Annotated in this window: 7 protein-coding genes; 1 reads left to right on the top strand and 6 read right to left on the bottom strand. The window is 31.7% G+C overall.

The genetic code is table 11. The features are described from left to right. Window positions 1–139 precede the first annotated feature (139 nt). The 6 genes from QWY99_RS07530 to QWY99_RS07505 form a co-directional block, all read right to left on the bottom strand. The gene (locus tag QWY99_RS07530; protein WP_290263320.1) at window positions 140–2128 is read right to left on the bottom strand and encodes a beta-mannosidase; all 1989 of its coding nucleotides are present in this window, start codon (window positions 2126–2128) and stop codon (window positions 140–142) included. 716 nt (window positions 2129–2844) lie between these two features. Beyond that, on the bottom strand, window positions 2845–4362 hold the full coding sequence (locus QWY99_RS07525; protein WP_290263316.1) for a SusD/RagB family nutrient-binding outer membrane lipoprotein: 1518 nt from the start codon (window positions 4360–4362) through the stop codon (window positions 2845–2847). Between the two features lie 16 nt (window positions 4363–4378). Further along, window positions 4379–7471 (bottom strand): SusC/RagA family TonB-linked outer membrane protein, encoded by a 3093-nt coding sequence (locus QWY99_RS07520; RefSeq protein ID WP_290263315.1) that lies wholly within the window; start codon window positions 7469–7471, stop codon window positions 4379–4381. A gap of 353 nt (window positions 7472–7824) precedes the next feature. Then, a complete protein-coding gene (locus QWY99_RS07515; protein ID WP_290263313.1) occupies window positions 7825–8835 on the bottom strand; it encodes a LacI family DNA-binding transcriptional regulator in 1011 nt (336 codons plus the stop codon). A gap of 339 nt (window positions 8836–9174) precedes the next feature. Beyond that, the gene (locus QWY99_RS07510) at window positions 9175–10143 is read right to left on the bottom strand and encodes a type I phosphomannose isomerase catalytic subunit (protein ID WP_290263311.1); all 969 of its coding nucleotides are present in this window, start codon (window positions 10141–10143) and stop codon (window positions 9175–9177) included. Between the two features lie 714 nt (window positions 10144–10857). Further along, window positions 10858–12960 carry a glycoside hydrolase family 97 protein gene (locus QWY99_RS07505; protein WP_290263309.1) on the bottom strand — a complete coding sequence of 701 codons (2103 nt, stop codon included), beginning with the start codon at window positions 12958–12960 and terminating at the stop codon, window positions 10858–10860. 266 nt (window positions 12961–13226) lie between these two features. Here QWY99_RS07505 and QWY99_RS07500 point away from each other — a divergent pair, with 266 nt between their 5' ends. Further along, the gene (locus QWY99_RS07500; RefSeq protein ID WP_290263307.1) at window positions 13227–13583 is read left to right on the top strand and encodes a hypothetical protein; all 357 of its coding nucleotides are present in this window, start codon (window positions 13227–13229) and stop codon (window positions 13581–13583) included. Window positions 13584–13698: the final 115 nt, after the last annotated feature.

Genomic DNA, 13698 nt, shown 5'->3' with positions numbered 1-13698 from the left:
TGCCTCTACACTGCTCTTTAACAAAGACGCACTGCTGTGCGTCTCTACAGAAAACCTATGACCCTTTTTTATTCTCAATACAAGAAACCTTTAAACCTTTGAACCTCAAAAAACCTTTGTACCTCAGAATCTCAGAACCTTAGTACCTCTTTAAAACATCATATAGAGAGAAAACTTTAATCTCTGGTTTGGTTATTTTGCCTTCAAAAGAGATTGTTTTTTCTTCTCCAGGCTCCAAATCTATATAATTATCACTCCATTTTCCTGTATATCCTTTTATAGAAACATTGACATACTTAGCAGATTTCGATGCTTTTAAAATCAATTTATTTCCTTTTACTACCCAAGTTATTTTGGGATCTTCTAATTTTAAATCTATCGGACGTGTAAGATCTATTTTGGGTGTTATATCATCTCGATAGGCTTCTTTCATTGCATACCAAGCCGCTTTTGGCTGACGATCATAATAATCGGTCACACTCCAACTTGCTACTGGCCAACAATCGTTAAGCTGCCAAACCAATGTTCCCATAGTATAAGGTGCTTTTGAACGGTGAATTCCAATAATATTTTTAAGCGAATAATATTGTAAACATTGTGTTAGATAAGTGTAATCTTCCACATTCATTTTCTTTATTTTGGTTGAATCAATAAAATAGCGATTCAGATAAGAATCTAATTTCATAAATCCATTTCCTGCTTTTTGATGCGCTTTTAAAATATCAGAGTATAAATAACGATCTTCTGGCAAAGTAAATTTTTCAATAGAGGAATAATTTGGCATTGCTTGCATTCCGTATTCACTCACAAAGCGTCCTGTTTTTTTCTGAACAGCTTCGATATCTTCTAATCCCCACCAAGTGCCCCAATAATGGCTATCTCCTTCTGTAAGACTTTTTTCTTTTGACCAATGAAATAAAGGTGAAGAACTTATGTAAGGACGTTTATTGTCAACTTCTTTTACCCATTTTGGAATACTATCCTGAAACAAACGAACGTAATCATGCCATAAGCGTGTTGAATCTTGTTTTGACATTTTCATGCTTTTTTGCCAACCCCAATTTTTAAATGCTTCATCGGCTTCATTATTACCACACCATAAAACAATACTTGGATGATGACGTAGGCGTTTTACTTGGTATTGCACTTCTTTTTTTACGTTATCGAAAAAAGCATCATCACCTGGTACCATTGTTCCTGCAAACATAAAATCCTGCCAAACATTGATTCCGTATTTATCACATAAATCATAAAAATAATCATCTTCATAGATTCCTCCTCCCCAAACACGTAGCATATTCATATTAGCGTCTTTTGCCATACCAATTACTTTTTCGTATTCTTTTTTGGTAACTCTAGAAAGAAATGCATCCGAAGGAATATAATTTGCTCCTTTCATATACACTGGTTTTCCATCTATTTTAAAATAAAATGATTTACCTAGACTATCTGGTTGCTGTACCAATTCAATTTTACGATCAAGTACATAAGGTTTCTCTGGAGCTTTTACATCATACGCTTCTAATCGAGGTGTTTTCCATATTCCACAAGTAGTAAATTTTGGCCCCCAATCCCATCCAAAATGATATTGCGCTTTACGAACATAAGCACGAGGATTATCTGGAATTACAAATGGTAAATCTTTCTTAGCCAATGAATCCACAACGTTTTGTGCTGATTTAAAAACTATAACTAAATCATTATTTCCTGATTTTATTATTTTTTTTACATCTACACGCCATTGACGGAACATATTATCTGCCTTTAAAACCATTTGATTGTTCAAATAAACAGTTGCATAAGTATCTAATCCGTCGAAAACTAGTTCTGCATTCTTTTTATTAAAAGTGGCTGGAGTTACTTGAAAAGTAGTTTTATATTCCCAATCTTTCTTTTCTATCCACTCTAATTTTTTTTCATTGTCCCTATAATAAGGATCTGGTATTAATTTGTTATTCAACAAATCAGTATGTACCTCTCCCGGAACTGTAGCTGGATACCATTTTGTAGTTTTAGTTTCTCGGTATTCCCAACCTTTTTGTATGTCAATATTTTGAGCACGTACTGCAAAAGAAAAATTTGCAAGACAAATACATACAAACCAATAAAAGCTTTTTTTACATTTCATTTTTACTGTGTAATAAAATTATTATTTCGGTCTAATTTTTTAAGTTTTTGTAAAGAGCACTATTTTTTTTAGCTGGCAGTGAGAGAAGGAAAATTGTTATTACAATTAATTCCTTCTCTTTTTTAGGTTTTTATATCCTAGAACAAGAGTAACTAACAAAAAAACTAGACATATTTCCTTTTTTACAGCTGCCGAACTTAAACTTGTTTACATCTTCTTTACAATATATGGTAAGAGCTTTTTTTAATCTTTTCAGAAATCTATTTAATCAATACCCATTGGGAATAGTCATTTTAACACATAGAGACATAGTTTAACAAAATCTAAAAAAGACGTTTCACTTAAAATAGATAACATAAAGCTATGTGAAAAAATATACTTTTCTAAAATCACCTTTAATCATCAATTCTATTTCGATAGCTATCTGAACTATGTTTCTAAGTGTTGAATGCCTTTTAAAATTGCTCCAACCGATCCGGTTTATTCAATATAAAAATCTACAATCAATGTCATACGATTTTTAAGTTATATTGAAAGTAATTCCATCTTTTTCAGCAAAGCATTTTTTGCAGTTTGCGAAAAAAAAGGTACTAAAAAACAATATATTAACCTCTTTATAACAAATGTTTTTTTTTATAAACCAAAATAGAAACTTAAAAATAAGCCGGGAGGTTGCATCCTACCCGACTTATTTGAACTAACCTCACCAAATTTAATTATTGTTTATCCCACCAGATTCTAGTAGTCATTAAATCTAACCCCTGACGCTGAATTGCTTCTTTGTAATTAGCCCCATTTGTAATCAATTCTGATTGATCGTATATTAATCTTCTTGGAATAGTACCATTTGTTTCTCCCAAAGGATCATTAACAGGAACTAAAACAGGATATCCAGTTCTTCTGTACTCTGAGAAAGCCTCAAAACCATTAAACAATAAGACAATCCATTTCTGAGTTATAATTTGCTCTATTTTTTGTGCCTCTGTTCCTGTAGTTTTAAAAGGATAAGTTGCTATATAATTGCTATATTCTGAAGTTGTAACCGCTGGTACTTTATCACCAAAAATCGTTAAACCTTGCATTGCTGCTTTTACTCCATCTTCATAATGTTGTTGTGCAGATCCAGAAACATTCCAACCTTTTACAGCAGCTTCTGCTAATAAAAATTGTACTTCAGCATAAGATATAATTAAAGTAGGTGCATCTAAACGCAATACTGTAGAAGTATTTGGGTCTGAGAAAAGTTTTTTATCTCCGCCTGGAAATTCTTTTGCATCATTTGCAAGTCCTTGTTGGCTAGCTGGATTGTTATTTCCTGATGCTTCTAATTTAGCATAAATTCTTAAACGTGGATCATTGGTGTTTTTCAATAAATCTATAAAAGTTTTACTGTATTTAACATTTGCTTCACCTCCATTTAAATCATTTCTAACCCAAGAAGAAGTAATAGGATTTGTTCTAACTCCTTGTGGACTTACATCATGTTTTAATACTGTACTATCATCATTAGAACTAAAAACTCCTTTAGTAGCCGCTTTTTCAACAAATTCTTTCGATTTTGCAGGATCTACTTTAGACAAACGCATAGCAACTCTTAACATTAATGAGTTTGCAAATTTTTTCCATTTTGTTACATCACTTTGGTAAAACAAATCAGCATTACCTACAAAAGGTTTATTAGCATCTAATGCAGTACCAGCCTCATCTAATTCTTTTAATAAGTCATTATAAATAGCTTGCTGTGTGTCGTATTTTGGAGCGAAAATATTTCCGTTATATCCTTTACCTGCTTCGAAATATGGAATTTCTCCGTAGGTATCAGTTAATTTTTGAAACATAAAAACTTTCATGATTCTACATGCCTGAATCATATTAGAGTTTTCTGGAGTGTCTGGCAAAACCGACATCAACTGAAAAATTTGATTCAATCCTTTTCCGTATGATTCTCCAAACAAAGAACCTGAATACTCTGATGAATACGTATATTTTGAACCAGGACCTCCTAATGAAGAAAATTGTTGTACTATTTGAGCAGCATACCCATTGTTTCCTCTTGTATTAGAATAATCTTGCCCATCGATGTAAATCTCAGCAAGAGTAAACATTGATTTAGGTGCTGGATCTGTTAAAGCATTTGGATTCTTATTCAAATCTTCGAATCCGTTGTCACATGCTGTAAATGCCATTGCACTAACAATTGCAATGCAAAATATTTTGATATATTTATTTTTCATCTTTCGATTTTTATTATTAGAATTTGACATTAAGAGTTACTCCGTAATTTCTTGTCAAAGGCATAGATGCTCTTTCAAGTCCTTGTGCATTACCATTAGAATAGTTTGACTCTGGGTCAATATTTGGCGTTTTGCTATAAATTGTCCATAAATTATGAGCTGAAAATGCTAAACTAACAGATTGAAATGGCGAATGTGCTAAATATGATTTTGGTAAGTTATAGCTTAAAGATACCGATCTAAGTTTAATAAAATCTGCATCGTAAACAAAGTTTGATGTTACATCACTGTAACTTCTCCAATAATCATAGGCAGAAACTCTAGTGTTTACAGGGTTTCCTGAAACATCAGTACCAGATACTGCAATTCCTTCTTCACGTCCATCAAGTGTCTTATCTGACAATCCATAACGTGTTCCTAATTGGTTTGTAGCTGAATAGATTTCTCCTCCAAATTTAGCATCTACAAAAACTGAAAGTGTTAGATTTTTATAAGTAAAATCATTTGAAAGCCCCATTGATGTAGGAGCTACACCTTGTCCTGCAATAATTAAATCTCCTCTCATAAATTTACCATCTGAACCAATCACAACGTTTCCGTTTTTATCTCTTAAATAGTCATAGGCTTTGATTACTCCGAAAGGTTGTCCTTTTTCTAAAACTACAGATGCTCTAGAATCTCTATTTCCTTCTAATGTTTTTGTATTTATTTTATCAGAAAGACTAACTACCTCACTATTGTTGTAAGCAAAGTTATAACCAATGCTCCAGCTAAATTTATCCGTTTTTATTGCTTTTACATTCACTGCAAACTCCACTCCTTTGTTTACAATTTCCCCTACGTTAATTTTAGTAGTTCTGTATCCTGAAGATTGTGAAATATCTGCATCCGTAATATCATTAGTTGTTCTCTTTTCGTAAAAAGTCAAATCGGTACTCACTCTATTATTGAAAAATGTATTTTCGAAACCAAATTCAATTGTACTTACATTGTACGGTTTCAAAAATTGATTTGGAACAGTTTCTCCATTAACACCTAAAATTGGTTGTCCTTGTGCATCTGTTTGCCCGTCTGGTGCAGTATAAGTTAAAGCCAAGGCATATGCATCTGGCAATGCACCTCCTACGTTACCCCAACCGGCTCTAATCTTACCGTATGACATCCACTCTGGTAAGCTAAACAATTCAGAATAAACAAAACTTGTACTCACAGACGGATAAAAAGTACTATTATTTGCAGGATTTAATGTTGAGAACCAATCTTCACGACCCGTTACATTTAAGTATAAGAAATTTTTATATCCTAAATCGGCAGAATAAAAAAGAGAGTTTACTTCGCTTTCTGCATATAATTTCTCTGTTTTATCAGGCATAGTGTTTCCGTAGAAATATTTAAAAGGTACTATAAAATTATTTCCTTTCATTTTAATTCCACTAAATCTATTATGCTGACGGTTTGCTCCAATAAAAGCATCTAATGAAAAATCTTTACCTATATCACCTTTATATCCTAAATAACCAGAAGCGTTTATCTCAGAACGATTCTCGATTCTGTTTTCAAAAGAACCTCCTGGATTATAATTAATTCCTGTAGGTTCTATTTCAGTATATTCATAATTAATATCATCAATTCCAATTACTGCTTTAGCATATATTTTATCAGTAATATTATAATTTACTTTAGCAGAACCAATAAAACGTTTTCTAAGATCTTCATTTAATGTTTCTTGTGTTGCAAAGTAAGGATTCGTTTGGTAAGTATTTGCACCAAAATAATCTGCTTCCCCTCCATTTGCATCATATCCATTACTTAACCATCTTATATCTGTTCCTGGAGTTAAAAATGTAGTAGGGAAAGAAGCGTTTCTTGGTGAATCATTTAAATAAGGTCTGTTATGACTTTTTTCAGAGATATATTGTGCATTAGCCTCAACACTTATTTTTTCGTTTACAATAGAATTAAAATTTAAAGCAATGTTATTTCTTCCAAATTTTGTTCCTGGCAGGATTGACTCGTCTTTAGTATTTCCGAATGACAATCTAAAATTTGTATTCTCATTTCCACCAGATACAGCTAATGTATTGTTGAAAGAAAATCCTGTTCTGTAAAATTTATCTACATTATTTTTACCATATGCTTGATATGGTCGTGTTTGTCCATCAAGAGAAAGTGAAGGTGTTCCATCGTATTTATCTCCCCAAGCAAAATAATAACTATCTCTAAGTTCTTGTAAGTTACCAAATCTTGTTGCAACACCATTTACTGGTGCTCCAGCTCCATATTGATCTTGCCATTTTAAAAGGCTTATTGGTGTGTTAAAGGTAGTATTTGCACTAAAATCAACTCCAATTCCTTTTCCTGCTTTACCTTTTTTAGTTGTAATTAAGATAACTCCATTTGAACCTCTATATCCATAAAGCGCCGATGCAGCACTACCTTTTAATACAGACATAGATGCAATATCATCTGGGTTAAATGAAGACATTCCATCTCCTTTATCAGCACCTCCCCACATTCCTGCATTTCCTTGCTGGCTGTTATCAATAGGAATACCATCTACCACATACAAAGGCTGATTAAGTCCAGATGCCGAAGTCGCTCCACGAATTACTACACGGCTAGAACCTGATGGCCCTGATACTGGTGCAGATACATTTACCCCAGCAATTTTTCCTTGCAATGCATTTCCAAGATTGATTTCTTTGGTTTTCGTTAAATCATCTCCTTTAAGTTCTCCAACAGCATATCCCAAACTTTTCTTTTGTTTCTTCACTCCAAATGAAGTAATTACAACATCTTTTAATTCTTCTACGCTTGAGGTTAATACTACATTGATGTTCTTTTCATTTTCACCAACTTCGATAAATCTTGTAATAAATCCAATTGAAGATACCGTCAAACTAACTCTTCCCTCAGGAATTGTCATCGAAAAGCGCCCCTCAGAATCGGTTATAGTACTGATCGATTTTCCTTTTACCTTAATAGTTGCAGAAACAATACCTTTATTATCTGCATCTGTTGCTACTATACCTGTTAATGGTCGATTTTGCGCCACAGCCCCTAAACTGGTCAACATTATCATCCCTAACACTGCTAAAATTTGTTTCATAAGCTTTTGTTTTTGGTTTATCTGTTTTGATTTTTGTTTGTGTTTAAAATATTTATAAAAATTATGAACTCAACTTTAATACAACACACATCAACTTGTCATGAATGTTAGCTGTTTCCGAAAAATAATCCTTCTCGGATATTTTAAGAAATCGATATAGTTAACTATTTAAAAAAAACTAATTAATTACCTATTTCACCAATTAAAACTTACTAAAACGATTTAGTATAAAAAGTAAAAAAAAATCAATAACTGATAAATTTTACAAAAAAACCTTACTAAAACGATTTAGCAAAAAGAGTAAAAAAAAACCGTAGTTTTCTTTTCTCTTTTTTATATAATGGTACTTTTAATTATACCGATTCTCTTATTATTAAATTTCCTTTTTTAAGGATTCCTTCTATTACAAAAGGAGTAGTCCCAGTCATTTGATCCATCAACAATTTTATTGCATTTTCACCTATATCCTTTATTGGTTGTGCAATTACAGATATTGTTGGTGTATGTAATTTGAAACTATCATGATCATCAAAACTAATAATCGAAATATCCTCTGGAATTCTAAATTTCATTCCTCTAAAGGCCTGAAGACCGGCAAGCCCCATATAATTTGCTAGAAACAAAACTGCATCAATTTTTGGATTGTTTTTTACAAAATCTAATATACTTGCAATTTTACTTTCCTCGCTACTATTATAATCCATATGAAGTACAAGTGAGTCATTATAAATACCTTCCTCTTTTAAGGCGTCTCTATATCCCTCTTCTCTTAGTTTCATCTGAATCATTTCGGAGTTGGTATTTACAACCGCAATATTCTTTCTGCCTTTTTCTAACAAAAATTTAGTTGCGGAATGTGAACCTTCATAATTGTCCATAACAACATGACTCACTTTTTGACCTGGAAAATATCTATCTATTAATACAACTGGCTTTTTCAGCTTTAAAAGAAGGTCGATGCTTTTCTCTAACTTTTCAGTTGGAGTAATTATAAACCCATCTACATTTGCCTGCAAAAGACTATGTATTAACTCTTCAGAACGTGCATCGTCTCCTCCTGTACTACAGTAAAAAACTCTATAATCAATACTTTTGGCTTCATCCTCAATAACTCTGGCCAAATCGGCAAAGAACTGATTCGAAATATCCTCAACAATAAGTCCGATAGATCTAGTCTTTCCTGTTCTAAGACTTGTAGCTATCATACTCGGGCGATAATTAAGCTTTTCGGCAACTTCTTGCACTTTCTTAATTACTGCAGGACTAATGCCCATTTTTTCACCCTTATCATTAATAACAAAAGATACAGTAGATATAGAAACTTGCGCCTCTGTAGCAATATCCTTAATAGTAATCTTTTTCATTTATTGAGTTAATTGCTTATTAAGCTGTTATTAATTATATCACAAATATATACATAAAAATATTTACTAAAACGATTTTGTAATTATTTTTTTAAACATATCATTATTTTATACTCAATTATAGGTGTTATTATCAATAATAACTACCATTTACGAATTAAATACCTATAACCGTTTTAATGATTTCTAAATTATACCATAAATAACCCGCTTCAAAATATAGTATTTATAGTTTATTTAATAATAATTTCAATATGTCGTAGAAGTACAAAGAAAACAAATTGCAATAACTAAATTTTGAAACTAGAAGCATTTTGAATATATAAAAACCTCAAATAACTAGGAAATGAACACTTCTAAAACTGATGCTGTACCATTTAGAACAAATTCTTCCATCCCAGCAGGAATTAAAACGGTATCTCCTTTTTTGTATTGATACGTTACATTTTCATATCTAATTTCAAAAGTCCCTTCAATACACATATATACTGTAAAAGTATCTTCGTTTTTGTTCACCTTAACTACTCCATTTAACGGAATAAAATTTGTTGTGAAATAAGGACAATCTACTACTACATTAGATTCATTTATAATCGTTTCGTATTTTTTATACGTATCTACCTTATTATAATTAATTGCATCGAGTGCTAAGTCAATATGAAGTTCTCTTTTATTTCCTTGTGCATCTACTCTATCAAAATCATACAAACGATACGTAATATCCGATGTTTGCTGAATTTCTGCAACAACCAATCCTGCTCCAATAGCATGGACCGTTCCTGTTTCTAAAAAGAATACATCACCAGCTTTAACTTTTACATCATCTAAAATTGATATCAATGTATTATTGTTTAAATGCTCAACATATGCTTCTTTACTTGAATCCTCTTTAAACCCAACAATAATCCTAGCTTCAGGATCAGCCTGCATTATATACCACATTTCGGTTTTACCAAAAGAATTATGACGTTCTTTGGCCAATGCATCATTAGGATGTACTTGTATCGATAAATCTTCGCGGGCATCTAGGTATTTAAACAATAAAGGAAATTGATTCCCAAAACGATTGTAAACGCTTGTCCCCAAAATTTCGTTAGGTAATTTGTCAATTAAATCTGTTAAAGATTTGCCTTTATGTTCTCCATTTGCAACAATACTTACATCACCTTCTACAGTAGATAATTCCCAACTCTCACCTGTAATTTTAGAAACAATAGGTTTATTTAGGACTGTTTTTAATTTTTCGCCTCCCCAAATTCGTTCTTTCAAGATTGGTTCAAATTGCAAAGGATACATTTTTGTGCTCATTATTATTTATTTTAAAATTTGTTGTTTTTTATTTTAAAGATTGTCTGAAATAGAACGCGGATGACACGGATTAAACGGATTTTTTCTTAAAATCTGTTTTGACTTTTTTGCCACAGATTAAGATGCTCTTTTTTTTGCCACAGATTAAAATGATTCTAATGATTTATAAAACATCCGCATAAAAATCTTTTTTAATTCTTTAATCTGTGGCGAAACTTTTTTCTCGCTGATTTAACTTTTTGCGACAGATTAAAATGATTCTAATAATTTATAAAATAGCCGCATAAAAAATCTTTTTTAATCCTTTAATCTGTGGCTAAACTTATCTCTCGCTAATTTTACTTTTTGCCACGGATTAAAATGATTCTAATGATTTATAAAACATCTGCGTAAAAAATCTTTTTTAATCCTTTAATCTGTGGCTAAACTTATCTCTCGCTAATTTTACTTTTTGCGACAGATTAAAATGATTCTAATAATTTATAAAATAGCCGCATAAAAAATCTTTTTTAATCCTATAATCTGTGGCTAAACTTATCTCTCGCTAATTTTACTTTTTGCCACGGATTAAAATGATTCTAATGATTTATAAAACATCTGCGTAAAAAATCTTTTTTAATCCTTTAATCTGTGGCTAAACTTTTCTCTCGCTGATTTAACAGATTTTACATTAGTAAATCCGTGTCGTCCGAGTTCCATATTCACAATCAAAATTTATTTTATCGAAATAGCAACTCCACCGCTAGCAGCTAAATTTTGTTTTAATTTAGTTTTATTATTCACAACCACTTTTCGGATGTTATACGATTGTGGGTTTATTTTATAATCTGCAGTTTTTCCATCTTCATAAATAATTGCTTCATACGATTTGCCTTTTGGAAGAAAACTAAAATCAATTATAGCAGTTCGTGGATTTTCATCTGTAATTCCTCCGACAAACCATTCTTGTTTTCCTTTCGTTTTTCTTGCAATCGTGATATAATCTCCAGGCTCAGCTTCTAGAATATAGGTTTCATCCCAATCTAATGCCACATCTTTTATAAATTGAAAAGCATCTTTAAAACGTATGTAATTTTCAGGTAAATCAGCTGCCATTTGCAACGGACTATACATCGTAACATACAAGGCCAATTGTTTTACAAGGGTCGTACTTAATTTATTCTTTTTAGATCCATATACTGATAAATCACCTTGAAAAATTCCAGGAGTATAATCCATAGGACCTCCCATTAATCTCGTAAAAGGCAAAATTGTAGTGTGATCAGGATGAATTCCTTCCATTGATTCAAACTCAGTACCACGAGCTGATTCTTGAGCAAACCAGTTCGGATACGTACGATGTAAACCCGTAGGGCGAACAGCTTCGTGTGAATTCACCATGATTTTATGTTTTGCAGCTTCTTGGGCTACATAGGTGTAATGATTAACCATTACTTGCCCATCATGATGTTCACCTCTTGGAATAATAGGTCCTACATAGCCTGTTTTTACAGCATTGTACTTATTATCAACCATGAAGTTTAATGCATCATTTAATTGACGTTCATATTCGGCAGTTGAAGAAGTGGTTTCGTGATGCATCACAATTTTCACATTCTTTTTATTAGCATAATCACTCAACTCTTTTACATCAAAGTCGGGATAGGCTTTTGAAAAACTATAAATACGCTCTTTCTTAAAGGCGGTATTGTCTTCCCAACCTTCATTCCAACCTTCTACCAAAACAGCATCAAAACCATTAGTCGAAGCAAAGTCAATATACTCTTTTACATGTTTTGTATTTGCTCCATGTGTATTATTAGGCTTTAATTTAGAAAAATCCGTAGATCCTATAACTACATCTTGATTGTCTGAATAGGCCCAAGTAGACCCGCCTCCAGTAAAATATTCCCACCAAACACCAATATACTTAACTGGTTTAATCCAAGAAGTATCATCAAAACTAGATGGTTCATTAAGATTTAAAATCATCTTTGAAGCTAGAATATCTTTAGCATTATCACTTACGACAATGGTTCTCCAAGGTGTAAAACTCCCCGTTTGAATATATCCTTTGTTTCCTAATGCATCTGGAACAAGATGAGAACTCAATGAATATGTTTTATCATCAACATTAAGACACATGGCAGGATAATTTTTTAAAGCTGCTTCATGAATGTTTATATAAAGTCCTTCATTGGTCTTTATCATCAAAGGCGTTTGTGTAGCTAAGTTTTTAATTGGTGCCTGTGCAGCCAAAGGAACATGAATCGCATCATATACCAAAGATTGCATCTCAGAAATTTTAGATGTAGTATAGCTATACTCATTCGTATCATAATCTCCAGGAATCCAAAAAAGTTTATGATTGCCTGTTAGATTAAATTCGGTTGTTTCTTCTTGAATAATAAAGTGGCGCAAATTGTCTTGCACAGGAAATTCATATCGAAAACCTAATCCGTCATTAAATAAGCGGAAGTAAATTGATATTTTACGTTTGCTCTTATCTTGAATAAGCGCTGTTTTTAATTCATTATAATGATTTTGGATTTCTTTTTGTTCACCTAATACAGGTTTCCAAGTACTATTTTCTGTCTGAAACTTGGTTTCAATAATTTTAAAATCTTTATTCAACATAATATCTGACTTTAAAACTAAGCCTAATTTACTCTCTTTTATTACTTCTTTCTTCTTATAAAACAAAGAGTAAACAGGAGTTCCTGTCGCATTTAAAGAGAACCTTAAAACCAGATTCCCATCGGGAGATTTTAATTCTTGCGCGTTTAAATATGCATTCGAAACTATAATAAAAAGGCAGATGAAGAATATTTTTTTCATAAATTAAAAATGTTACAATAATTGCTAAATCGATTTAGTAAAAATAATAAAATTTATTACTCGTGCACACTTAATCTAAAAAAAATGATATTTTAACAATAAGAAGAACAAATAACATCGAATACAACATTAAATAACAATAACTTAGAAACTATCAGTATATCGAAATAAATTATATAATTTGAAGTAAAACTGAGTTACTCCAAAATGTTTATAAAAAAATTAACAATTACAATGACCTAGAAAAAGTATCTTTGCTCTCGACTATGACAAAAAAATTTTACATATTGTTGCTTTTAACCTTTGGTTTCCTAATGGGACCAACGCTTACTTATGCGCATGGTACAAAAAAAGAAATGTCATGTTGTAAAAAAGAATCTACAGTAAAAGACTGTTGCAAGAAAAAAGATTCTAAAAAGAAAGATCACGATTGTGATAAAGGTTGTTTAGGTAATTCTTGTACTTCTACATCGGGTGCTTGCGGTTTTTCGCCAATGGCAATTTTTCAAACAGAAAACAATTCACTTTTTAGTTTTTCTGAAAGAAAACAAAATTACTATTATTCAGAAATCTTTATTTCTTCAGATTTCCGTTCTATCTGGCTTCCACCTAAAATAAGCTAGATTAATACCCTGACAGCCATAAATCTGTCTCATCCAAAGCCAATATAAGGCTTTAAATCAAAAACAATTTTAATTCTATTCTATCACAGAAATAGCTCTTACGCTATAGTTTCTG

Source organism: Flavobacterium branchiarum (genome assembly GCF_030409845.1).
In the GTDB taxonomy this organism is placed as follows: domain Bacteria; phylum Bacteroidota; class Bacteroidia; order Flavobacteriales; family Flavobacteriaceae; genus Flavobacterium; species Flavobacterium branchiarum.
This window is presented reverse-complemented; position numbering and strand designations above follow the sequence as displayed.